Below are 23,310 nucleotides of genomic sequence, written 5' to 3' on the forward strand. Positions count from 1 at the left end.
TGCGTCAGGAGATATCAACCCCTTTGTCCTACCGGGTGTCTGAGGAAAGACGCCCAGGTGATTGAGTTATCGGGTATTTTTCTCACACCTCGTATAATTCGTGACGAGTTCCCGGTCGAATGTCAAGCAATTCTGTTGCCAGAATGACGAAAGCGCACACTCTACCTGATAAAATTCGTTACGCAACTTTATTAGCATGCAAAAGCAAATCCCGCCAACCTGCCCCCTGTATCTTATCCCCTCACAAAACAGGGAAAATTTGCCCCCAAAGCGCCCCCGGCGTAGACTATTGTCACTGTTTAAGGAGTGGATTATGCAGAATACGACCCAACCTATTGACCGAGCCTCTCTGCTTATCGAAGCAAATAAGCTTATCCGTGACCACGAAGATACCCTGGCGGGCATCGAAGCCACCGGTGTAGAGCAGCGTAATGGCGTGCTGGTTTTCAGCGGCGAATACTTCCTTGACGAACAGGGATTACCTACCCCAAAAAGCACCGCTGTGTTTAATATGTTTAAATACTTGGCGCATACGCTTTCTGAAAAATATCACCTGGTCGATTAATGCAAAACGCGAGGCATATGCCTCGCGTTTTTGCTTACAGCAGCGGTTTTTGTCCGCGCTGTAGCCAGCGAAGCAGCAGGCGATCTGCGCTTTCCGCTGCACTGTTGGTAAAGCGGTCCATCAGGCGCTTACGCTGGGTGAACCGCACGCCTATCAGCTCCCTTCCGTCCATCAGGTTGAGCAGCAGATCGTCGCTGGTCCCCACTTCATCTACCAGCCCTTTTTCCTGCGCCTGAATACCGTACCAGTGTTCGCCTGTAGCGACCTGCTCAATATCCAGCGTTGGGCGCATACGGTGTACGAAATCTTTAAACAGGTGGTGCGTTTCGTTGAGATCCTCACGGAATTTTTGGCGCCCTTCTTCCGTATTTTCCCCCAGCAGCGTCAGGGTACGTTTGTACTGACCCGCCGTGTGCAGTTCGATATCAATCTCTTTATTCTTCAGAAAACGGTTAAAGTTTGGGATCTGTGCGACCACGCCGATAGAGCCAATGATGGAGAACGGTGCCGCAACAATTTTGTCCGCTACGCAGGCCATCATATAGCCACCACTTGCCGCGACTTTATCTACCGCCACGGTAAGCGGGATCTGCTTTTCTCGCAGACGCTGTAGCTGAGAAGCGGCCAGTCCGTAGCCGTGCACAACGCCGCCTGGGCTTTCAAGACGCACCACCACTTGATCCTGCGGAGTGGCCACGGCCAGAACGGCAGTCACCTCTTCCCGTAGCGAAGCGACTTCATGCGCATCCATACTGCCTTTAAAATCGAGTACATAGACGCGAGGCTTCGCGTCAGACTGTGGCGTTGCAAGCTTAGCTTTCGCCTTTGCGGCTTTGGCTTCCTGCTTGTGCTTTTTCTTCTGGGCCTTCAGCCATGCCTTCTGTTGATGGCTATCAAGCAGTGAGAGGGACATGTCTTCCTGCATCTCTTTGTACTGCTCGCTCAGACGGGTAATGCGTAACTCCCCACGCTGACGTTTGCGCTGCGTGAGATTGACAATCAGAACGGCAACGACCGCAATGGCAATCACCACCGTCGCGATTTTAGCCAAAAACAACCCATATTGAGAAAGTAATTCCACGCGTTCCACCTTGATTTAACCACGAATCTTTCACGGCAGTGTACAACAGCCCTGCCTTTGCGTCTCGCCCGTGACATTACCTGTGCGAGCCATCTTCAGGAATCCCCGGCCGACGGTTTAAATATTTGCAAATTGTTAATTTTACAGTAATACGTCCTGTAGACTGATTGAATTCTCACGCTAATTCGGGCATAAAGCCGAAAAGTCATTATGAAGGCGCCATTGAGTCACCGTGCGCCTGAGGAGTCACCGTGCACTATCAACCGCAAAAAAACCTGCTGCAGAACCGGATCATTCTTGTCACCGGTGCCAGCGCGGGTATTGGTCGCGAAGCGGCCCTGACGTATGCTGAATATGGCGCGAGCGTTATTCTGATCGGTCGCAACGAAGAAAAACTCAAAGGTGTCGCTCAGGAAATTGAAGCGGCAGGTGGCATACCGGCCCCCTGGTATACTCTTGATTTACTGACCTGTACGCCAGCGGTATGTCAGGAATTAGCCCAACGTATCAGCACCCATTATCCACGTCTGGACGGTGTGCTGCATAACGCCGGGTTGTTAGGCGAAGTTCGTCCAATGGATGAGCAGGATCCTGATATCTGGCAGCAGGTCATGCAGGTTAACGTCAACGGCACCTTTTTCCTCACCCAGGCCTTGCTTCCTTTATTACTCAAATCCGAGTCAGGCTCTCTGGTCTTTACCTCTTCCAGCGTAGGCCGTGAGGGGCGCGCAAACTGGGGGGCATATGCTGTCTCTAAATTTGCGACCGAAGGTATGATGCAGGTGCTGGCGGAGGAATATCAGAGCCGCCATCTGCGCGTAAACTGCATTAATCCGGGCGGAACACGCACCAAAATGCGCGCCAGCGCGTTCCCGACAGAAGATCCGCAGAAGCTGAAAACCCCGGCCGATATTATGCCACTCTATCTCTGGCTAATGGGCGACGACAGCCGTCGCAAAACCGGAATGACTTTTGATGCCCAACCGGGCCGTAAACCGGGGATTTCGCAATGAGTGAAGAACGTCACCAGCAGCGCCAGCAGCGTCTGAAAGAACAGGTTGATGCGCGCATTGCGTCAGCCCAGGACGAGCGAGGGATCGTCATCGTATTTACCGGCAACGGCAAAGGCAAAACCACCGCCGCGTTCGGCACCGCCACCCGCGCCGTCGGACACGGGCAAAAAGTGGGCGTAATCCAGTTTATCAAAGGCGAATGGCCCAATGGGGAGCGCAATTTGCTGGAACCTCACGGCGTTGAGTTTCAGGTGATGGCAACCGGTTTTACGTGGGACACGCAGAACCGGGAAACCGACACCGCAGCCTGCCTTGCTGTCTGGGAGCACGCCAAAAGAATGCTGGCCGATCCGACGCTCAATATGGTGCTACTGGACGAGATCACCTATATGGTCGCCTACGACTACCTGCCGCTGAATGCCGTGCTGGATGCACTGAAAAACCGCCCTGCACATCAGACGGTAATCGTCACGGGTCGTGGGTGTCATCGGGATATTCTGGAACTGGCAGATACCGTCAGCGAGCTGCGTCCGGTCAAGCATGCATTTGATGCAGGTATCAAAGCGCAGCCTGGGATTGATTACTAAAGAAAAAAGCCCGGTGCGTTCACCGGGCTTTTAGATTAACCGTTGTTATTCCGGCTGCCAGAGCGACGGTTGCTGCTGTTCACCTGGCTATGGCGTTTCACCGCACGACGGATCTGGTTCGCCTTCATACGACGACGATCTTTCTCTACCGCCACTTTTGAGGTGGTTTCCGGCGTTAGCCCCACCAGCTCGCGCAGGTAGTTGGTCTGGGTCAGATCCAGTTCGGTATAGCCGCCACGCGGCAGACCTTTTGGCAGCAGAATGTCGCCGTAACGAACGCGAATCAGGCGGCTAACCTGAACCCCTACCGCTTCCCACAGACGACGCACCTCGCGGTTGCGCCCCTCTGTCAGGGTGACGTTGTACCACTGGTTAATCCCTTCACCACCGGTAAATTTGATGGTTTTGAATGCTGCAGGACCGTCTTCCAGCTGAACGCCACGCGACAGGTCGCGCAGTTTATTTTCATCAACCTGGCCGAAGACACGCACAGCATATTCACGTTCCACTTCACGGCTTGGGTGCATCAGACGGTTTGCCAGCTCACCGTCGGTGGTAAATAGCAGCAGGCCGCAGGTATTAACGTCCAGACGACCCACGGCAATCCAGCGCGCACCTCGCAGTTTAGGCAGACGGTCAAACACCGTCGGGCGACCTTCCGGGTCGTTGCGGGTACACAGCTCGCCTTCCGGCTTATAGTAAGCCAGCACGCGGCAAATCTGTTCAGCAGACTCTTTCACGGAGATAAGATGACCGTCGATGCGGATCTTGAGCCCCGGTACGATTTCTACGCGGTCACCCAGCGTGGCGATTTTACCGTCCACACTCACGCGGCCCGCTTCAATAATGGCTTCGATTTCACGGCGCGAACCGTGGCCGGCGCGCGCCAGCACTTTCTGTAACTTCTCGCTCATTGAGCTTCCTCAGGTGTCGCCTTCACAGGCGTCGAATCAGGTCAAAAGAGGGCCGAGCCCTGCTTTGATGGCCGCGTAGTATATCTGCTTACACCTCTACAAGAAAGGCTTAACATCGCCCACGCCTTCACGAATCACTTCTGGCGCATCTTCGGTTAAGTCGACCACGGTGGTCGGTTGCTGACCGAGATAGCCGCCGTGAATAATCAGCTCAACCACCTTCTCCAGACGATCTTTGATCTCTTCCGGGTCGGACTCGGTAAACTCACTTCCCGGCAGCATCAGCGAAGTCGAAAGCATCGGTTCGCCGAGGGTTTCCAGCAGTGCCTGCGCAATCGGGTTGGACGGCACGCGCATCCCGATGGTTTTCCGTTTTTCCTGCAACAGGCGGCGCGGAACCTCTTTCGTCCCTTTCAGGATGAAGGTGTAGTTACCCGGCGTGTTGTTTTTAATCAGGCGAAACGCCACGTTATCAACATACGCATAGGTCGACAGCTCAGAGAGATCGCGACACATCAGCGTAAAGTTATGGCCGTCCGGAAGCTGGCGAATACGGCAGATACGCTCCATCGCCCCTTTGTCTTCAATTTTGCAGCCCAGCGCGTAGCCAGAATCGGTCGGGTAAACAATCACGCCGCCTTTGCGGACGATCTCCACGGCCTGATTGATCAGACGTGGCTGCGGGTTATCCGGATGAATATAGAAAAACTGACTCATACTTCCCTCTCTTCAATTTGCTGCGGCTGTTCCCAGAGCTGCCAGACCGGCTCAACGCCTGCCGGTAACCAAAGCTTGCGCCCCAGTTCAATCCACGCGCAGGGCTGATGGAAATCAGAGCCCTGCGACCCTGTCAGGCCGAACTGGCGAGCATAAGTCGCAAGCTGCGCACGCTCATTGGGTGCCTGCTGACACTGGGCGACTTCCATCGCCTCGCCACCGCATTCAGCAAAGTGTGCCAGCAGTCTTTTCAGCCATTTAGCAGAAAGATTATACCGCCCCGGATGGGCCAGCACGGCCTTACCGCCAGAATGATGAATCACATCAATAGCTTGTTTTATTGTACACCACTGTGGCGGAACGTATCCGGTTTTCCCGCGCGCCAGATACTTTTTAAAAACATCCGCCATGGTCGTTGCCTTGCCCGCTTCAACCAGAAAACGGGCGAAATGACCGCGCGTGACTGCCCCACCGTTCGCGAGCGCTTGCGCCCCTTCCAGCGCGCCCGGAATATGCGCCTTTTCCAGACGCTCACCGATCATCTCCGCTCGCTGGTTGCGGCGCGTTTTTTGTTCTTGCAAAAACGTTACAAGTGCCGGATGTTCTATATCGATGTTCAGACCAACGATATGAATTTCATGGTTTTCCCAGACGGTTGAGATCTCGACCCCGGTGACCAGATTCAGCGCCAGCCCGCTGCGGGCAATCTCAGCGCGCGCTGCCGGAATGGCATCAGTGGTATCGTGATCGGTTATCGCCAGCGTGCCGACGCGCATCTCAACCGCGCGATGAACCAGGGCTTCGGGTGTCAGCAGACCATCAGAAGCCTGCGTATGGCTGTGTAAATCATAAATAATGGCGTAGGTGGTATCGCTCAAAGCACTTCCCATAACAGGTTGGAGACATCCGAAACCGCCATGATACCGACTTAACGCGAAATTCTGAAATCAAGGGTTGACAACTCGCCACCGAACTAGTTAACTAGTACGCAAGTTCACACGAGAAAGGTATCTGAAAATGACAGCACATTTCACTCTGCACGGTTGGTGGCGCACTTCCTGATTTTCGGGCAGTGTCACGCGTCTGCGAAATGCAAACAGATACCCAGCCCGCTACCCAGCGGGCTTTTTTTTGAACAGAATAAATGAGAACAACAACATGCAAACAGCCAAACCCCATCTCGACCTGCTGACCTGCGAGGCGGCCTATCGCCACAACCCGACCGCGCTGTTTCATCAGGTGTGCGGCGCACGTCCGGCAACGCTGCTGCTGGAGTCTGCAGATATCGACAGCAAGGACGATCTTAAAAGCCTGTTGCTGGTCGACAGCGCGCTGCGCATTACCGCGTTAGGTGACACTGTCACCATCAAGGCGCTTTCTGACAATGGCGCATCGCTGCTGCCGCTGCTCGATGCTGCCCTGCCTGCGGGCATCGAGAATAAACGTCACCCGGACCAGCGAATTCTGCATTTTCCTCCGGTAAGCCAGCTGCTGGACGAAGATGCCCGCCTTTGCTCGCTGTCCGTTTTCGACGCTTTCCGCCTGCTGCAAAATCTGGTCACCGTGCCGGAAGATGAGCGTGAAGCGATGTTCTTCGGCGGGCTGTTTGCATATGACCTGGTCGCCGGGTTTGAAGATTTGCCGAAAACCGAGCAGGGTAACCGCTGCCCGGATTACTGCTTCTATCTGGCCGAGACCCTGCTGGTGATCGACCATCAGAAAAAATACACCCGCATCCAGGCCAGCCTGTTCACGCCGTCCGCGGCTGAGAAAGAGCGCCTCGAAAATCGCATCGCTCAACTCCAGCAGCAAATGACGGAGGCGCCCCCTGCGCTGCCGGTACAGCGCGTCGAGCAGATGACGTGTGAGGTTAACCAGACCGACGATCAGTACGGGGCCGTGGTTCGCCAGATGCAAAAAGCGATTCGCGCCGGGGAAATTTTCCAGGTGGTGCCTTCCCGTCGTTTCTCTCTGCCCTGCCCGTCGCCGCTGGCAGCGTACGATGTGCTGAAAAAGAGTAACCCGAGCCCTTACATGTTCTTTATGCAGGACAATGATTTCACTCTGTTTGGTGCGTCACCGGAAAGCTCCCTGAAATACGACGCTAAAAGCCGCCAGATTGAGATCTACCCAATTGCGGGCACCCGCCCCCGCGGCCGTCGTGCCGACGGTTCACTGGATCGCGATCTCGACAGCCGCATTGAACTGGAAATGCGTACTGACCACAAAGAGCTCTCCGAGCATCTGATGCTGGTTGACCTGGCGCGTAACGACCTTGCGCGTATTTGCACGCCGGGTAGCCGTTACGTGGCTGATCTGACCAAAGTCGACCGTTATTCCTTCGTCATGCATCTGGTCTCCCGCGTGGTGGGTGAACTGCGCAGCGACCTCGATGTGCTGCACGCCTATCGGGCCTGCATGAACATGGGCACCCTGAGCGGCGCGCCGAAAGTGCGTGCGATGCAGTTGATTGCCGCTGCCGAAGGTCGTCGTCGCGGCAGCTACGGCGGCGCGGTAGGTTACTTCACCGCCCACGGCGATCTCGATACCTGCATCGTGATCCGCTCTGCCTACGTTGAAGACGGAATTGCCACCGTCCAGGCCGGCGCCGGGATTGTTCTCGACTCTGTTCCGCAGTCTGAAGCTGACGAAACCCGCAGTAAGGCTCGCGCGGTATTGCGCGCCATTGCTACCGCACATCATGCACAGGAGATTTTCTGATGGCTGACATTCTGCTGCTCGATAATATCGACTCCTTTACCTATAACCTGGCAGATCAGCTGCGTGCGAATGGCCATAACGTCGTTATTTACCGCAACCACGTACCGGCGCAGACCCTGATTGACCGTCTGGCGACCATGCAAAACCCGGTGCTGATGCTCTCCCCGGGTCCGGGCGCGCCAAGTGAAGCAGGCTGTATGCCGGAGCTGCTGACCCGTATGCGCGGCAAGCTACCGATTATCGGCATCTGCCTCGGTCACCAGGCGATCGTTGAAGCTTACGGCGGCTATGTCGGCCAGGCGGGCGAGATCCTGCACGGTAAAGCCTCCAGCATTGAACATGACGGCCAGGCGATGTTTGCCGGGTTACCGAATCCACTTCCGGTTGCGCGCTATCACTCGCTGGTCGGGAGTAATATTCCCGCCGGGCTGACGATTAATGCCTCGTTTGAAGGGATGGTGATGGCGGTACGTCACGATGCGGATCGCGTCTGCGGCATGCAGTTCCACCCGGAATCGATCCTGACGTCACACGGTGCCCGTCTGCTGGAGCAGACCCTCGACTGGGCGCTACAGAAGCTGGAGCAGACCAATACCCTGCAACCGATTCTGGAGAAACTGTACCAGGCGCAGACCCTTAGCCAGCAGGAGAGCCACCAGCTCTTCTCCGCCGTAGTGCGCGGCGAGCTGAAGCCTGAACAGCTGGCCGCGGCGCTGGTGAGCATGAAAGTGCGCGGCGAAAGCCCGCAGGAGATCGCCGGTGCCGCCACGGCCCTGCTGGAAAATGCCGCCCCGTTCCCGCGCCCGGACTACCCGTTTGCCGATATCGTGGGTACCGGTGGCGACGGCAGCAACAGTATCAATATTTCGACTGCCAGCGCCTTTGTGGCGGCGGCATGCGGGATGAAGGTGGCGAAACACGGTAATCGCAGCGTTTCCAGTCGGTCTGGCTCCTCCGATCTGCTGGCCGCGTTCGGTATTAACCTCGACATGAATGCCGAACGTTCCCGCGAAGCGCTGGATGACCTGGGCGTCTGCTTCCTGTTCGCGCCGAAGTACCACACCGGGTTCCGCCATGCGATGCCGGTGCGCCAGCAGCTTAAAACCCGCACGCTCTTTAACGTGCTCGGTCCGCTGATTAACCCGGCCCATCCGCCGCTGGCATTGATTGGCGTATACAGCCCTGAGCTGGTCCTGCCGATTGCCGAGACGCTGCGCGTCCTGGGTTACCAGCGTGCCGCCGTGGTACACAGCGGCGGTATGGATGAAGTTTCTCTCCATGCACCGACGCTTGTGGCCGAGCTGAACAACGGCGAAGTGCTTAGCTATCAGCTCGAGGCGTCTGATTTCGGCTTAACACCCTATCATCAGGACGCGCTGGCGGGCGGCACGCCAGAAGAAAACCGTGACATTCTGACGCGCTTACTACAAGGTAAAGGTGAGGCCGCGCATGAGGCCGCCGTGGCAGCCAACGTCGCCATGCTGATGCGTTTGCACGGTGAGGAAGACCTGAAGGCTAACGCCCAAAAAGTTCTGGATGTACTGCGCTCCGGTGCAGCTTACGATCGCGTTACCGCACTTGCGGCAAGAGGGTAAAGAATGCAGACCGTTTTAGCGAAAATCGTTGCCGATAAGGCCATCTGGGTGGAAGCCCGCAAAGCAGAGCAGCCGCTTGCCAGTTTCAAGAATGATGTTGTTCCCAGCAGCCGTCGTTTCTATGACGCCCTGCAGGGCGCACGCACCGCCTTTATTCTGGAGTGCAAAAAGGCCTCTCCGTCAAAAGGCGTTATTCGTGACGATTTCGACCCGGCGCGTATCGCCGGTATTTATAAGCATCATGCGTCCGCCATCTCCGTGCTGACGGATGAGAAATATTTCCAGGGCAGCTTCGATTTTCTGCCCATCGTCAGCGGCATCGCGCCGCAGCCGATCCTGTGCAAAGACTTTATTATCGACCCGTATCAGATCTGGCTTGCGCGTTTTTACCAGGCTGACGCCTGCCTGCTGATGCTCTCGGTACTTGACGACGAGCAGTATCGCCAGCTGTCTGCCGTAGCGCACAGTCTGAACATGGGCGTGCTGACCGAAGTAAGTAATGAAGAAGAACTGGAGCGCGCCATCGCGCTGGAAGCCAAAGTGGTCGGCATTAACAACCGCGATCTTCGCGACCTGTCGATTGACCTGAACCGTACGCGCCAGCTTGCGCCGCGTCTGGGTTCTGGCGTCACGGTAATCAGCGAATCCGGCATTAACAGCTACGCTCAGGTGCGCGAGCTGAGCCACTTCGCCAACGGTTTCCTGATTGGTTCCGCCATGATGGAACATGACGACCTTAACGCCGCGGTGCGTCGCGTCCTGCTCGGTGAAAACAAAGTGTGTGGCTTAACTCGCGAACAGGATGCCCTGGCGGCGTATGACGCGGGGGCCATTTACGGCGGCCTGATCTTTGTTGACGCCTCGCCTCGTGCCGTCAGTGAGGAACAGGCGCGCAATGTGATCGCAGCAGCGCCGCTTAGCTATGTGGGCGTGTTCCGTAATGCGGATATCGCAGACGTCGTGGCAAAAGCCGAAACGTTATCCCTGAGTGCGGTGCAGCTGCATGGCGATGAGGATCAAGCCTACATCGATAAGCTGCGTGCAGACCTCGCCCCTCAGGTGCAGATCTGGAAAGCGCAAAGCGTGGGTACCACCCTGCCCGCACGTAACCTGAATCATGTTGATAAATATGTGCTCGATAACGGCCAGGGCGGTACGGGTCAGCGTTTTGACTGGTCACTGCTAAATGGCGAAAAGCTGGACAACGTCCTGCTGGCGGGTGGATTAAGCCCGGATAACTGCGTGGAAGCCGCCAAAGCGGGCTGCGCAGGCCTCGATTTCAATTCAGGCGTAGAGTCACAACCGGGTATTAAAGATGCCAGCAAACTGGCCTCGGTTTTTAACACTCTGCGTGCATATTAAGGAAGAGAAGATGACGACATTACTTAACCCGTATTTTGGTGAGTTCGGCGGGATGTACGTCCCGCAAATCCTGATGCCCGCCCTGCGCCAGCTGGAAGAGGCGTTCGTCAGTGCGCAGAAAGATCCGGCATTTCAGGCGGAATTTACCGACCTGCTGAAAAACTATGCGGGCCGTCCGACAGCGCTGACGAAATGTCGCAACCTGACCGAAGGCACAAACACGACGTTGTATCTCAAGCGTGAGGATCTGCTGCACGGTGGCGCACATAAAACTAACCAGGTTCTCGGCCAGGCGCTGCTCGCGAAGCGTATGGGGAAAACCGAAATTATTGCTGAAACCGGTGCAGGCCAGCACGGCGTAGCCTCTGCGCTCGCCAGCGCCCTGCTCGGCCTGAAATGTCGCATTTACATGGGTGCGAAAGACGTTGAGCGTCAGTCTCCGAACGTGTTCCGTATGCGCCTGATGGGGGCGGAAGTGATCCCGGTGCACAGCGGCTCCGCGACGCTGAAAGATGCCTGTAACGAAGCGCTGCGCGACTGGTCTGGCAGCTACGAAACCGCGCACTACATGCTCGGTACCGCGGCGGGTCCGCACCCGTTCCCGACCATCGTGCGCGAATTCCAGCGCATGATCGGTGAAGAGACCAAAGCGCAGATCCTTGAAAAAGAAGGTCGTCTGCCGGATGCGGTGATCGCCTGCGTCGGCGGCGGGTCTAACGCCATCGGCATGTTTGCTGATTTCATCGACGACACCCGCGTGGGTTTGATTGGCGTCGAGCCTGCCGGTCACGGCATTGAATCGGGTGAACATGGCGCACCGTTGAAGCATGGCCGCGTGGGGATCTACTTCGGTATGAAATCGCCAATGATGCAAACCGAGGAAGGCCAGATTGAAGAGTCCTACTCTATCTCTGCGGGCCTGGATTTCCCGTCCGTTGGACCCCAGCATGCGTATCTGAACAGCACGGGTCGCGCGGATTATGTTTCTATTACCGATGACGAAGCGCTGGAAGCCTTCAAAACGCTGTGCCGCAGCGAAGGGATTATCCCGGCGCTGGAGTCTTCCCACGCCCTGGCGCACGCGCTGAAAATGATGAAAGAGAACCCGGAAAAAGAGCAACTGCTGGTCGTTAACCTGTCCGGTCGCGGTGACAAAGACATCTTCACCGTTCACGATATTCTGAAAGCACGAGGGGAAATCTGATGGAACGCTACGATAATGCATTTGCCGAACTGAAATCCCGCCAGGAAGGCGCGTTCGTTCCCTTCGTTACGCTGGGCGACCCTGGTCCGGAGCAGTCGCTGAAGATTATCGACGCCCTGATTGAAGCGGGTGCCGACGCGCTGGAGTTGGGTATTCCGTTCTCTGACCCGCTGGCGGATGGCCCGACCATCCAGAACGCCACCCTGCGCGCGTTTGCCGCAGGCGTGACGCCCACTCAGTGCTTCGAGATGCTGGCGGCGATCCGCCAGAAGCATCCGACGATCCCGATTGGCCTGCTGATGTACGCCAACCTGGTGTTTAACCGTGGTATTGATGAGTTTTACGCCGAGTGCGCGCGCGTGGGTGTCGACTCCGTTCTGGTGGCAGACGTACCGGTAGAAGAGTCTGCGCCGTTCCGTCAGGCGGCGATGCGCCATAACGTGGCACCTATCTTAATCTGCCCGCCAAACGCCGATGATGAACTGCTGCGCCAGATTGCCTCCTATGGTCGCGGGTATACCTACCTGCTCTCCCGTGCGGGTGTAACCGGCGCGGAGAACAAAGCGGCGCTGCCTCTGCATCATCTGGTCGAAAAGCTGGCTGAGTACCATGCCGCGCCTCCACTGCAGGGCTTTGGGATTTCATCTCCCGACCAGGTCACCGCGGCGATTGACGCTAACGCAGCCGGTGCAATCTCAGGCTCCGCTATCGTTAAAATCATTGAGAAGAACGTGGACAAGCCAGAGCAAATGCTGGCTGAGCTGAAAAACTTTGTCAGCGCAATGAAAGCGGCAACGCGCAAAGCGTAACCTCTCCACCGTCTGGCTTCGCCGCCAGACGGTGTTTCTTTAGCGCCGCCATTCTGGGCACTTCCACGCACATTCACCTGCTTTTATCGCCTGGAACCAATTTGAAAATAAAGTTACTGACCGCAACAAAATAGCTCGGTGCGGCTTAGGATTCAGGTCGTGGACTTGCCTGTACCGGATATGCCATTATATGATTTGGTTAAATCTTTGTATTTATCTCCTGAATGAGGTAAATACAAAATGGCATACGATTCAGGCGATAAGCGGTGGTGTACTTGGATTATTTATTAACATTCATAGAAAGCAATCCGGCTCTGGCCATTGGATTTAATCTTATTCTGCTGGTCATCTCTGGTTTCTTTGCGCACCTGATGTGCAAATTCCTGCTCATAAAAATCGTTCGTAAGGTCTTCTTTTCCAGCCATAAACAGGATGTCCCGCTGGAAAAAGATCGTCGTATTGCCGAGAAGCTGTCGAATTTCATTCCGGTTATTATCGTTTATTACGTCCTGCAGTTTATGCCCAATATGCCGGCATCGCTGGTGACGGCAATAAATACCATCTGTGGGATTCTATTCTTTATTTTTCTGTCGGTTTTCTTCAATGAGATGCTGGATATTGTCAACAGCTCTTATTTACGCAAGACGAAGCGTAAAAATCACTCTATCAAAGGCTATATCCAGATAGGGAAAATATTTATCCACATCATCGCTGCGATCATGATCCTTGCCGTCATGTCGAATAAATCCCCCGCGATCATTATTTCCAGCCTCGGGGCCGTAGCAGCCGTACTGATGTTAGTCTTTCAGCACACCCTGCTTTCGCTCGTGGCCAATATCCAGCTTTCGTCAAATGATGTCCTGCAGTTGGGGGACTGGATTGAAATGCCCGATAAGAACCTGAGTGGCGAAGTGACCGACATAGCGCTGCACACCATTACCATCCGTAACTGGGATAACACAATCTCGCGTATCCCGACCAAAAACTTCCTGACCGAAACGTATACCAACTGGCAGGCCATGTTTTCGTCAGGGGCGCGCCGGATTATGCGCAGCACCACTATCGATCAGCACTCAGTTAAATTCCTCACTCAGGAAACGCTGGCCCCGATGCTGGCCCTGCGCGGCACGAATGAACCGCTGGCAAAGCTCATCGACGGGCGTGACCCCATGGGCGTACCGGACAGTTGGTTTATGGATAATGGCCTGACAAATTTAACGCTTTTTCGGCACTACCTGATGGCATGGCTCGCCGATCGGCCTGATATTATCAAAGATATGTATATTGTCGTGCGAACGCTAAAGCCTACGCCGTCGGGTATTCCCCTGGAAATTTATTGTTTTACCTCATCCGTACTGTGGATGGAGTATGAAAATACCCAGTCAGCGATATTTGAATACATCACCGCTGTCGCCGGTCAATTCTCGCTCCGCTTATATCAGCATCCGGCTGGTCATGATTTCTGGCGTTTATCACAGGAATACAGCCTTCGGGACCGCATCCCGCCTCCGGGTGAAGGATAATTGTCTCTGAAAACAGGTCGGCTAAACAGAATAACAATTTTCCTGGAGCCATAAAAAAACCCGCACTCGGCGGGTTTTTTGTTATCAGTGAAGCTTAACTGCTCAGACTCGCGTCTTCATCGCTATCGTAAGGGTCATAGATAACAGGCGCGACTTACAGCGGAGAAACATTACCCGCTGCCGGGCCTTTAGCGCCATTTTCAATGGTGAAGGACACTTTCTGGCCTTCATCAAGCGATTTGAAGCTGTCGCTCTGAATAGCAGAGAAATGTACGAATACATCTTTGCTGCCGTCGTCAGGCGTGATAAAGCCAAAACCTTTATCAGCGTTAAACCATTTTACTAAACCAGTCATTTTATTAGACATAGATAATTCCTTATTTTTTGAGCCACTAAGCGCGGCGATGATGGCCTGTATTTAGAGAGTAACTTATTTGGCACTTAGGAGGAGGCTCACGAAGAAGAGTATCTATTGATAACACCTGAACTGAGGACTGCTTTACTAAACTGCTTTTATAAGGTCTGTATTCCAAACCGATGACGCTATTTAGGCACAGAAAATTTTTTTAAGCAAAGTTTTTATTTTTTATTATAACCGCTTAAACACCCGGACGGCTGAATGGCTATGAAAACTAAAGCCGCTGGGGCCATGTATTCGCATCCTGTGATAGCCAAAGCATATTGCCTCTTTAGTGACGGAGAGTTCCCTGAAAGGGGGGATCTTATCGGCACAGAGTGAACGCACCCTCGCTAAGTAGCTCAATATGCTTAAAATTCATGCCTATAGCGCACAAAGTGAAATAGATTTTCGTTCGAAGCCACTTATCATAGTGGTTTTGAATGAAAGTGGTGGTGTTAATGTCTGTGCTCAAAAGCTTTTTCTTCTTTCTTTTCGCGTCAGCAGCCTGCTCCTTGCCCGTACTTTGTCTGTGGGCGGATATCTCTTTATTTAATCTGGATATACCGGAGATATCGCTGACCGAAATTGTGCAGGAATCGGTTTTAGTGAGCATCGTATTTATTCACCTCCTGCTGGCGAAGAAATGGGAATTCATGCGCTATTGCAACATCCTGATCGGCGGCTTTTTCCTCTCCATGCTGATTCGCGAACTGGATGCATTTTTTGATCTTCTGGCTCATGGAAGTTGGGTGTGGTTTGCACTACTTTCCGCCATTTGCGCTTTGCTTTATCCCGTTATCCATTTCCGACTTACTCTTACGCAACTGACCCACTATACCCGTACCCCGTGGTACGGCATGATGCTCAGTGGTCTGCTGGCAGTCCTGGTTTTCTCCCGGCTGTTTGGAATGCACGAATTATGGTACGCGATACTCGATAAAAGCTACGTCAGGGTGGTCAAGAATGTCGTGGAGGAAGGTAGCGAATCATTCGGGTATATGCTCTGCCTTATCGCATCTGCAGGGTACTACTGCTCTTTCCGTTCCCTCTCCCGCCAGAAATGATTCGAGCATTCGAACAGGTGATAAACGAAGCTCCGGTGTGTAAAACCGGAAGCCTCGTTTTGGCTACGCAAGCTTTGCCAGCGCCTCGCCGATGCTTTTTGCTCCACCATAGAGATCGTGGCCGCTGATAATGTGCTCAGTGCTGTCAACCGTAACCAACAGCAGCGGAACCCCGCTGAAACCTTTTTGATTCATAAGACGCTTTACGTCAGCGATCCTGTCGTCCGTCAGGCTGCGAAGCGCGTTATCGGCATCAAGCCGGCCGGCAAAGTCATTAGGGCTGAGGTCAACGTTATTTTCCCGAGCCCAGGCGATGCCGATCTCTTCCACCACATCACTTTGCGCGGTATCACGCCCCAGTACATAGCGGGCATGTTGCAGTGCACGAAGCAGCCCTGCCTCTGCCGCCGGGCTGATTTCATGAAAAGCCGTAAGTGCCCGGTTCATAAACGTCGAATCAAAGCGCGCACCTGAGTTCAGGAGCTGGTGATAGCTCTCACTGAATGGCTGACCGGTCAGCGAAGCGATACGCCGATCGTTTGTCCACGCATATTCTGCCCATTGGGCGGTGATGTGCCGGGCACCCTCATCACAAAAAAGACCGCTGGGCATTAACGTGAGTTTCTCGATGTAATGTTGTGCCAGATAATTCAGGGCGGGCGAGCTGGCATAACACCAGCCGCAAAGTGGGTCAAAAAAATACTGTAGATTGTCAATGCGCATGTGGTATCCCCTGGGAATCATTAGCCCTCATCATAATGAGATTCCTCAATTCGAAAAACAGCCCTCCAGTAAATTCAGTGTTTCATAGAGCGTACGAATGGACAGTATGTCTCTGCCCGAATGACCCCATCAGGCCAGGTCATTGGCGTCCGGTTTCTGCGCGCGGTGGATCTTGTCACGGATCTTATCGACTGATGCTTTGATGTCAGCAATGATGTCGGCGTCCATCCCCAGGGTATCCACAATACAGCGCGTGATAGTGCTGGTCTCGCTTTTCAGCGCCTCCCCCTTCTCCGTCAGGTGGATAAGCACTTCGCGCTCATCCTTCGGATTACGTGTCCGGGTGATCAACCCCGCAGTCTCCAGCCGCTTCAGTAAAGGGGTCAACGTGCTGGACTCAAGAAAAAGAATTCCACTCAGTTCCTTCACTGTTCGCCCATCCTGATTCCACAAGGTAACCATCACCAGATACTGGGGATAGGTCAGGCCAAGCTTATCAAGCATGGGACGATAGAGCTGAGTAAAAGCATGTCCCGCAGAGTAAAGAGAGAAACAGAGCATACCGTGCACATCTGGCAGGGAATCCTCGGAATTAGTGTGTTTAGTCATATGTCCTCCAGTCCCCTTAAAATAATTTGCATACGATTTAATTGCAAGCGATTGACAAAGGCAAAAAGGGCTGCCATATTCATTTGCACACAAACAAATCGCACACAAACAAATAACGCAACACATAACAGGAGTACAAAATGACAACTTTCATCACCAAAGACGGAACAGGCATTTTTTACAAAAACTGGGGTTCAGGTCAGCCTATCCTCTTCGCTCACGGATGGCCGTTATCGTCTGATGCCTGGGACCAGCAAATGCTGTTTTTCAGCCAGAATGGTTTCCGGGTCATCGCGCATGACCGTCGCAGCCATGGGCGCTCAGACCAGACTTTCCACGGCAACAATATGGATCAGTATGCGGACGATCTCGCTGAGCTGATTGAGTCGCTGGATCTGAAGGATCTGATTTTAGTGGGTCACTCCACAGGGGGCGGCGAAGTTGCACATTATATCGGCCGTCATGGTACCTCACGCGTGGCTAAAGTCGTTCTGGTCGGCGCAGTCCCTCCTCTTATGCTCCGGACGGATGCCAATCCAGACGGTACTTCGATTGAGGTGTTTGATGCTATCCGCGAAGGCACGGCCAAAAACCGCTCACAGTTTTACTTTGACCTGACAATTCCGTTCTATGGCTTTAACCGTGACCATGTCCCCACCAATGACGGGTTACGGGAAAACTTCCGCAGAATTGGCCTGCAGGGCGGCATTAAAGGGCAATATGACTGCATCCATGAGTTCTCTGAAGTCGATTACACACGCGACCTGCAGCAGATTGATCGCCCTACGCTGATTATTCATGGCGACGATGACCAGATTGTCCCCATTAAGGCATCCGCACACCGCGCCGCTGAGATCGTTGCGAATGCGACGCTGACGATATATGCCGGCGGTTCACATGGACTGGCGGAGACAGAGGCCGATCGCTTTAACGCTGACGTACTGGCCTTTATTCGCGGCTAACCAGGTGGCCTGTTTCAGACAGGCCACGATCCCCCCTACGCATACCCTTTAAACTGTATTGAAAAGAGGAATGATCATGTCCAAATTTGCTGCCTCCCTTGCCGTTGCCGCCGTTATGCTGTCTGCCAGCGCAATCGCCGAAACCGCTAAGCCGACCGTTGTCCTGGTTCATGGTGCCTTTGCCGACTCTTCTAGCTGGAATGGCGTTACCCGGATCCTGCAAAAGGATGGATACAATGTCGTTGCTGCGGCGAATCCGCTGCGTAGTGTTTCGGGTGATGCGGCTTACGTCTCTTCTGTGGTGAACAACATTAAGGGGCCGGTCGTCCTTGTCGGGCATTCCTATGGTGGCCAGGTTATTACGAACGCGGCCCGTGATACAAACAATGTCAAATCGCTGGTTTATGTCGCCGCATTTGCTCCGGACGCGGGTGAAGCCGCGGCCGACCTGACAGGGAAATTCCCTGGCGGCACGCTTGGCCAGGCGCTTGCCACACCGGTGAAGCTGGCTGATGGTAGCGTCGATCTCTCCATCGATCGGGCGAAGTTCCACCAGCAATTCGCGCATGACGTTTCAGCTGAAGAGGCGGCGCTGATGGCCGCAGGGCAAAGACCGATTACCGAAGCGGCTTTAACTGAAAAATCGGGTGCGCCAGCCTGGAAAAAACTGCCCTCTTACTTCATTTACGGTGACGGCGACAAGAATATCCCCGCCCAGGGTTTGCGATTCATGGCTGAACGTGCGGGATCAAAACACACCGTTGTGATTAAAGGCGCATCCCATGTCGTGATGGTTTCACATCCCCAGGATGTCGCCACACTTATCGAGGAAGCGGCGAAGTAAACATCACTCTCCCGCCCCGAAAGCCACCCCTCGCCTGAGGGGTGGCCATATCCGTAATGCCCAAGTTTTAATCCCGCGCAGAGTACAACGTATATTGGGTTCATCCTTCCCCCGACTCACCAAAACGTAGCGAAATATCCACGCCTTCAGTAACAATGTCCGGCAGCATAGGGGGGGCAATGCGCAGGGTTCCACTCAGCGCATCACCATTATCTGCGGTCCGCCGCTGCAACGGCGCTCAAGCCTTCGTAGCTATCACCCATGAACTTTAACGACGACTTTCCCCTTTGCATGCCCGCGAGCCAGATAGGTGAAGGCGTCGCTCGTTTGGGCAAAGGGGTAAACCTTGTCGATTACGGGCTTGATGAGTTCAGCGTCCATGAGTTCACCGATTTGGCTGAGCTGGCTGCCATCAGGGCGAACAAAGAGAAACGAATAGGTCAAACCTCGCTTTTTTGACAGCCGCATGATTTTACGGCTCATCAGCCCTAATACTAAACGCAGGAAAACATTAAGGTGTCGTTCCCGCGCGAAAGCAGCATCTAACGGCCCGATCAGGGAAATAATTTTCCCTCCCGGCTTAAGGATTTGCGTGGATTTCTCAATCGCGTCACCTCTGATAGTCCCGAGGACAATATCGTAGCCGCTCAGCACTTTTTCGAATTCCTGCTTTCTATAGTCAACGACGTCATCTGCACCAAGGCGGCTCACCCAGTCAATGTTGGCTGCGCTGGTGGTCGTCCCAACCGTTGCACCAAAGTGTTTCGCCAGCTGAATAGCAAAACTGCCGATTCCACCGGATCCGGCAGGGATAAATACTTTCTGCCCCGCTCGCAGCATCGCGCGTTCTGTCAGCGCTTGCCAGGAGGTGAGACTGACCATAGGAAGTGACGCGGCCTGTACGAAATCCAGACTGGCGGGTTTTAACGCCGCAAGGCTTTCTGGCACCCGGACAAATTCGGCCAGCGACCCCGTTCCCCTGTCAAAAATACTGGCGAAAATCTCGTCGCCTGCCTTGAATCGCGTCACGCGACGTCCTGTGGCAACGACAACGCCGGACACATCACTGCCCAAGGTCGCGGGGAGACTGAAATGCAGAACGCGTTTGAACATGCCGGTCGGGATCATGTTATCGATTGGGTTCAGACCTACTGCATACACTTTGACCAGAATTTCATCATCACCGGGGGACGGAAAATCGACGTCATCGATCCCCAGTCCCGGGGATTTACCATAGCGTTTAAACGTAAACGCTTTCATCGTCTTCTTATTCATTTGTCTTTTACTCTGCCGGGTTTGCCTGTGGCATGTTTCTTAACAACGCTGTTGCTGAGTGAAAAAACGATACTCAGTCCTATGCCGAATCCCCCGTGACTACACTTTGTAGCGCTCTGCCACGTTAGCCTGGTTGATGTCCGCAAGCAGAGCCTGACGCGTCCTCTCCAGGTCATCCCAGTGGGCAGCGTGTTGTAAAGGAGGGATGGTGACGAGTTCGCGACGGTCAAAGCCCGCCAGGGCTGCGTCAACTAACTGATCCACTTCCATCATCTCGGGCGCCTTACTGATATCAATACCGGCACGTTCCCAGATTTCGGTGTAAGTGCCGGCCGGAAGTACCGCCTGGACGTAAACGCCTGCGGAGGACAGCTCAAGATGCAATCCCTGTGACAAGAAAAGCACAAAGGCTTTGGTTGCACCGTAAATCGACATGCCAAATTCCGGGGCAAGCCCAACGACTGAACTGATATTGACGATCGCACCTTCTCCGGCGTTGACAAACCTTGGTGCCGCGGCACTGGCAAGTCTCGTCAGCGCGGTGACATTCAGGGCGATAAGACGCTCAATTGCCTCGGACGTCTGGCCGATAAAATGGCCCGACTGTGCGATGCCGGCGTTATTGATCAGCACCCCTATTTTTTCGTCTTCACGAAGACGCGTTTCCACCGTCGCTAACTCCGCTGCCTGAGTGAGATCGGCAGGCAGGACATCTACAGAAACGCCCTTCTCCTGTCTCAGACGTTCGGCAAGTGCGTCTAATTTTGTTTTATCCCGGGCAACCAGAATCAGGTTATGTCCACGGCTTGCAAACCTTTCCGCATAAACAGCACCAATACCCGTCGATGCGCCTGTAATGAGAACTGAAGTTTTCGTCATGTGTGATCTTCTTTATCAAATGTTAAACAGAATCTGCACCGTTCGATGCAGGTAAATCCGGGAGATATCCGGCTCTCTTTGCTGATCTCAGCCAGACTGACAGAGCGTGCCTTTCTCTGCGTAGCGCTGTCGGAGACACGAATTTAATGATGATGATCATAATCTATAAAGTCAACTGGTTTGATTATGATCATCATCAATGTATAATTGAGCCTTGTTTTATAGGGGGTGGGCAGCATGAAAGTGTCAAAAGAGCAGGTCCGGGAGAACCGGATGCGCATAGTTGAAACGGCATCCGAACTTTTTCGTGAACGTGGCTATGACGGCGTGGGCGTGGCGGAGTTGATGTCTGCTGCGGGTTTAACCCACGGCGGGTTTTATAAGCACTTTGGTTCGAAGGCCGACCTGATGTCAGAGGCCATGAATTGCGGGTTTGTGCATGCCGCGGAAAACCTGGCGGGTGTAGATCGAGACAAATTCATTGAATATTACCTCTCCCGGCAGCATCGCGATGATATGGCCGGAGGTTGCGTGATGTCTGCCCTGGGCACGGACACCGCACGCCAGTCCGAGTCCATCAAAGAGATATTTGCAGCCGGGGTTGAACGTCAGCTGGCAATGTTAAGCGACGAAAATGTCTCACGTGCTGACCTGATAAACACCTTTGCACATCTTGTCGGGGCTCTGGTGTTGTCCCGTGCCTGCCCGGATAATTCCGCGCTGGCTGACGAAATTCTGGATGTCTGCCGCTCTCGCATTCTGAGTAAGGCTCCGCGAAAGGAATGAATATTTTGCAGCCGGGGGTGTGATTGCCGGGAAATAACCGGAAGATTTAATGACGGAGGTCATAAAAAAAGACGCTATCCCGGAGAGTAGGTTTGGAGAGGTTTTACAGTAAGCCAAAAAGTTATATATTCCGGCCCGTTAAATCCAAATACACCTTCTGAGTTCAGAGGCTTACTCATGTCATGGCAATACTTCAAACAGACTTATTTAGTTAAGTTCTGGTCACCTGTTCCGGCCGTTATCGCGGCAGGCATTCTCTCTACTTATTATTTCGGCATTACCGGTACCTTCTGGGCCGTGACCGGCGAGTTTACCCGCTGGGGTGGTCAACTTCTGCAACTCGCTGGCGTGCATGCCGAAGAGTGGGGCTACTTTAAACTCATTCACCTTGACGGTACTCCGCTTACCCGCATCGACGGAATGATGATCATCGGGATGTTCGGCGGCTGTTTCGCAGCGGCGCTGTGGGCAAATAACGTCAAGTTGCGCATGCCCAAAAGCCGCATCCGCATTATGCAGGCGGTCGTCGGCGGGATTATTGCCGGATTTGGTGCTCGCCTGGCGATGGGCTGTAACCTTGCCGCGTTCTTCACGGGTATTCCGCAATTTTCACTGCATGCCTGGTTCTTTGCCGTCGCCACCGCGATTGGCTCTTACTTCGGTGCAAAATTCACCCTGCTGCCGCTGTTCCGTATTCCGGTAAAAATGACCAAAGTTAGCGCGGCGTCGCCGCTGACCCAGAAGCCGGACCAGGCGAAACGCCGTTTTCGCCTCGGTATGCTGGTCTTTTTTGCCATGATCGCGTGGGCAATCTGCACAGCGCTGAATCAACCGAAACTCGGCCTGGCGATGTTGTTCGGCGTAGGGTTCGGTCTGCTGATCGAACGCGCGCAGATCTGCTTTACCTCCGCGTTTCGCGATATGTGGATCACCGGACGAACCATGATGGCAAAAGCGATCATTGCCGGTATGGCGGTGAGCGCCATCGGCATTTTCAGCTATGTACAACTCGGTGTTGAACCGAAAATCATGTGGGCCGGTCCTAACGCGGTGATTGGTGGCCTGCTGTTTGGCTTCGGAATTGTGCTGGCGGGCGGGTGTGAAACCGGCTGGATGTATCGCGCCGTCGAAGGCCAGGTGCATTACTGGTGGGTCGGCCTTGGTAATGTCATTGGTTCAACCATTCTGGCGTACTACTGGGATGATGTCTCACCTGTACTCGCAACAAACTGGGATAAGGTCAATCTGTTGAGCACCTTCGGTCCGCTCGGCGGCCTGCTGGTAACCTATGCCTTGCTGCTGGTCGCTTTTTTACTGGTTGTCGCGCAGGAGAAACGTTTCTTCCGTCGCACCACCGCTAAACCTGAAACGCAGGAGAACGCTGCATGAAAGAGATCGTGCCTGACTATCGACTGGATATGATCGGCGAACCCTGCCCTTATCCGGCAGTGGCTACCCTTGAAGCGCTACCGCAGCTCAAAAAAGGGGAAATTCTAGAGGTGGTGAGCGACTGCCCGCAATCCATTAACAACATTCCTCTGGATGCTAAAAACCATGGCTACACAGTGCTGGATATTCAGCAGGACGGGCCAACAATCCGCTATTTGATTCAAAAATGAACGTTCAGGCCTCGTCAGAGGCCTTTATCGCATTGAATTATAAGACCTCTTGATCGAG

At 54.0% G+C, this 23,310-nt stretch carries 24 protein-coding genes, 1 pseudogene and 1 other annotated feature; of the genes and pseudogenes, 16 read left to right on the forward strand and 9 right to left on the reverse strand.

All coding sequences use genetic code 11. From position 1 onward, the window contains the following. The first annotated feature begins 313 nt into the window (after positions 1–313). Entirely contained in the window at positions 314–565 is a 252-nt protein-coding gene (locus tag ABFI50_RS21245; RefSeq protein ID WP_003856804.1) for a YciN family protein, read from the forward strand. A gap of 34 nt (positions 566–599) precedes the next feature. On the opposite strand, the gene sohB is transcribed toward ABFI50_RS21245, so the two are convergent. Next, on the reverse strand, positions 600–1,646 hold the full coding sequence (sohB, locus tag ABFI50_RS21250; RefSeq protein WP_014884092.1) for a protease SohB: 1,047 nt from the start codon (positions 1,644–1,646) through the stop codon (positions 600–602). Between the two features lie 251 nt (positions 1,647–1,897). On the opposite strand from sohB, the gene ABFI50_RS21255 reads away from it, so the two are divergent. Then, a complete protein-coding gene (locus ABFI50_RS21255; protein WP_014884093.1) occupies positions 1,898–2,659 on the forward strand; it encodes a YciK family oxidoreductase in 762 nt (253 codons plus the stop codon). Next, on the forward strand, positions 2,656–3,246 hold the full coding sequence (gene cobO, locus ABFI50_RS21260; protein WP_023337380.1) for a cob(I)yrinic acid a,c-diamide adenosyltransferase: 591 nt from the start codon (positions 2,656–2,658) through the stop codon (positions 3,244–3,246). The genes ABFI50_RS21255 and cobO overlap by 4 nt, the downstream gene beginning before the upstream one ends. Before the next feature lie 35 nt (positions 3,247–3,281). On the opposite strand, the gene rluB is transcribed toward cobO, so the two are convergent. The 3 genes from rluB to rnm all read right to left on the reverse strand — a co-directional run bounded on the left by rluB (position 3,282) and on the right by rnm (position 5,755). Then, positions 3,282–4,160, reverse strand: a complete 879-nt coding sequence (rluB, locus tag ABFI50_RS21265; RefSeq protein WP_014884095.1) for a 23S rRNA pseudouridine(2605) synthase RluB — start codon at positions 4,158–4,160, stop codon at positions 3,282–3,284. 96 nt (positions 4,161–4,256) lie between these two features. Then, positions 4,257–4,877, reverse strand: a complete 621-nt coding sequence (locus ABFI50_RS21270) for an L-threonylcarbamoyladenylate synthase (RefSeq protein ID WP_003856793.1) — start codon at positions 4,875–4,877, stop codon at positions 4,257–4,259. Beyond that, complete coding sequence (gene rnm, locus ABFI50_RS21275) at positions 4,874–5,755, reverse strand: RNase AM (RefSeq protein ID WP_045281236.1); 882 nt, start codon at positions 5,753–5,755, stop codon at positions 4,874–4,876. The genes ABFI50_RS21270 and rnm overlap by 4 nt, the downstream gene beginning before the upstream one ends. A gap of 160 nt (positions 5,756–5,915) precedes the next feature. Then, positions 5,916–6,010 (forward strand) — a sequence feature (Trp leader region). Positions 6,011–6,035: 25 nt separating this feature from the next. On the opposite strand from rnm, the gene ABFI50_RS21280 reads away from it, so the two are divergent. The 7 genes and pseudogenes from ABFI50_RS21280 (at position 6,036) to ABFI50_RS21310 (ending at position 14,091) form a co-directional block, all read left to right on the forward strand. Next, entirely contained in the window at positions 6,036–7,598 is a 1,563-nt protein-coding gene (locus ABFI50_RS21280; protein ID WP_347485033.1) for an anthranilate synthase component 1, read from the forward strand. Beyond that, on the forward strand, positions 7,598–9,193 hold the full coding sequence (gene trpD, locus ABFI50_RS21285; RefSeq protein WP_014884098.1) for a bifunctional anthranilate synthase glutamate amidotransferase component TrpG/anthranilate phosphoribosyltransferase TrpD: 1,596 nt from the start codon (positions 7,598–7,600) through the stop codon (positions 9,191–9,193). The genes ABFI50_RS21280 and trpD overlap by 1 nt, the downstream gene beginning before the upstream one ends. Before the next feature lie 3 nt (positions 9,194–9,196). Continuing rightward, positions 9,197–10,555, forward strand: coding sequence for a bifunctional indole-3-glycerol-phosphate synthase TrpC/phosphoribosylanthranilate isomerase TrpF (gene trpCF / locus ABFI50_RS21290; RefSeq protein WP_347485034.1), 1,359 nt, complete (start codon positions 9,197–9,199; stop codon positions 10,553–10,555). Between the two features lie 10 nt (positions 10,556–10,565). Next, positions 10,566–11,759 carry a tryptophan synthase subunit beta gene (gene trpB, locus ABFI50_RS21295; RefSeq protein WP_014884100.1) on the forward strand — a complete coding sequence of 398 codons (1,194 nt, stop codon included), beginning with the start codon at positions 10,566–10,568 and terminating at the stop codon, positions 11,757–11,759. Then, entirely contained in the window at positions 11,759–12,568 is an 810-nt protein-coding gene (gene trpA, locus ABFI50_RS21300; RefSeq protein ID WP_347485037.1) for a tryptophan synthase subunit alpha, read from the forward strand. Before trpB ends, trpA begins: the two co-directional genes overlap by 1 nt. A gap of 266 nt (positions 12,569–12,834) precedes the next feature. Further along, a pseudogene (locus ABFI50_RS21305) lies at positions 12,835–13,255 on the forward strand (hypothetical protein). A gap of 107 nt (positions 13,256–13,362) precedes the next feature. After that, positions 13,363–14,091, forward strand: a complete 729-nt coding sequence (locus ABFI50_RS21310; protein ID WP_323189860.1) for a mechanosensitive ion channel domain-containing protein — start codon at positions 13,363–13,365, stop codon at positions 14,089–14,091. A gap of 154 nt (positions 14,092–14,245) precedes the next feature. Here the strand turns inward: ABFI50_RS21310 and cspA are convergent, their stop codons facing one another. Continuing rightward, positions 14,246–14,458 carry an RNA chaperone/antiterminator CspA gene (cspA, locus tag ABFI50_RS21315; protein ID WP_014884103.1) on the reverse strand — a complete coding sequence of 71 codons (213 nt, stop codon included), beginning with the start codon at positions 14,456–14,458 and terminating at the stop codon, positions 14,246–14,248. Between the two features lie 491 nt (positions 14,459–14,949). On the opposite strand from cspA, the gene ABFI50_RS21320 reads away from it, so the two are divergent. Further along, a complete protein-coding gene (locus tag ABFI50_RS21320; RefSeq protein ID WP_232933157.1) occupies positions 14,950–15,555 on the forward strand; it encodes a transporter in 606 nt (201 codons plus the stop codon). A 63-nt stretch (positions 15,556–15,618) separates the two neighbouring features. Here ABFI50_RS21320 and ABFI50_RS21325 read toward each other — a convergent pair whose 3' ends face one another. Together ABFI50_RS21325 and ABFI50_RS21330 are read right to left on the reverse strand one after the other, a co-directional pair. Then, complete coding sequence (locus ABFI50_RS21325; protein ID WP_248196795.1) at positions 15,619–16,278, reverse strand: protein-disulfide isomerase; 660 nt, start codon at positions 16,276–16,278, stop codon at positions 15,619–15,621. 129 nt (positions 16,279–16,407) lie between these two features. Further along, the gene (locus ABFI50_RS21330; protein WP_014884107.1) at positions 16,408–16,887 is read right to left on the reverse strand and encodes a MarR family transcriptional regulator; all 480 of its coding nucleotides are present in this window, start codon (positions 16,885–16,887) and stop codon (positions 16,408–16,410) included. A 140-nt stretch (positions 16,888–17,027) separates the two neighbouring features. On the opposite strand from ABFI50_RS21330, the gene ABFI50_RS21335 reads away from it, so the two are divergent. Both ABFI50_RS21335 and ABFI50_RS21340 read left to right on the forward strand, forming a co-directional pair. After that, positions 17,028–17,849: an alpha/beta hydrolase gene (locus ABFI50_RS21335; protein ID WP_347485040.1), complete on the forward strand. Its 822-nt coding sequence runs from the start codon at positions 17,028–17,030 to the stop codon at positions 17,847–17,849. A gap of 76 nt (positions 17,850–17,925) precedes the next feature. Beyond that, entirely contained in the window at positions 17,926–18,693 is a 768-nt protein-coding gene (locus ABFI50_RS21340; protein ID WP_347485042.1) for an alpha/beta hydrolase, read from the forward strand. 255 nt (positions 18,694–18,948) lie between these two features. Here ABFI50_RS21340 and ABFI50_RS21345 read toward each other — a convergent pair whose 3' ends face one another. Together ABFI50_RS21345 and ABFI50_RS21350 are read right to left on the reverse strand one after the other, a co-directional pair. Beyond that, a complete protein-coding gene (locus ABFI50_RS21345; protein ID WP_088126670.1) occupies positions 18,949–19,968 on the reverse strand; it encodes an NADP-dependent oxidoreductase in 1,020 nt (339 codons plus the stop codon). A gap of 99 nt (positions 19,969–20,067) precedes the next feature. Continuing rightward, positions 20,068–20,847, reverse strand: coding sequence for an SDR family oxidoreductase (locus tag ABFI50_RS21350; protein WP_023337387.1), 780 nt, complete (start codon positions 20,845–20,847; stop codon positions 20,068–20,070). 237 nt (positions 20,848–21,084) lie between these two features. Between ABFI50_RS21350 and ABFI50_RS21355 the strand changes: the two genes are divergently transcribed. The 3 genes from ABFI50_RS21355 (at position 21,085) to yedF (ending at position 23,252) form a co-directional block, all read left to right on the forward strand. Next, positions 21,085–21,633, forward strand: a complete 549-nt coding sequence (locus ABFI50_RS21355) for a TetR/AcrR family transcriptional regulator (RefSeq protein ID WP_045269027.1) — start codon at positions 21,085–21,087, stop codon at positions 21,631–21,633. 177 nt (positions 21,634–21,810) lie between these two features. Continuing rightward, positions 21,811–23,022: a selenium metabolism membrane protein YedE/FdhT gene (gene yedE / locus ABFI50_RS21360; protein WP_023338394.1), complete on the forward strand. Its 1,212-nt coding sequence runs from the start codon at positions 21,811–21,813 to the stop codon at positions 23,020–23,022. Next, the gene (gene yedF / locus ABFI50_RS21365) at positions 23,019–23,252 is read left to right on the forward strand and encodes a sulfurtransferase-like selenium metabolism protein YedF (RefSeq protein WP_014884113.1); all 234 of its coding nucleotides are present in this window, start codon (positions 23,019–23,021) and stop codon (positions 23,250–23,252) included. Before yedE ends, yedF begins: the two co-directional genes overlap by 4 nt. The last annotated feature ends 58 nt before the right edge of the window (positions 23,253–23,310 follow it).

It is taken from the genome of Enterobacter sp. HNDS-6 (assembly GCF_039850505.1).
In the GTDB taxonomy this organism is placed as follows: domain Bacteria; phylum Pseudomonadota; class Gammaproteobacteria; order Enterobacterales; family Enterobacteriaceae; genus Enterobacter; species Enterobacter kobei.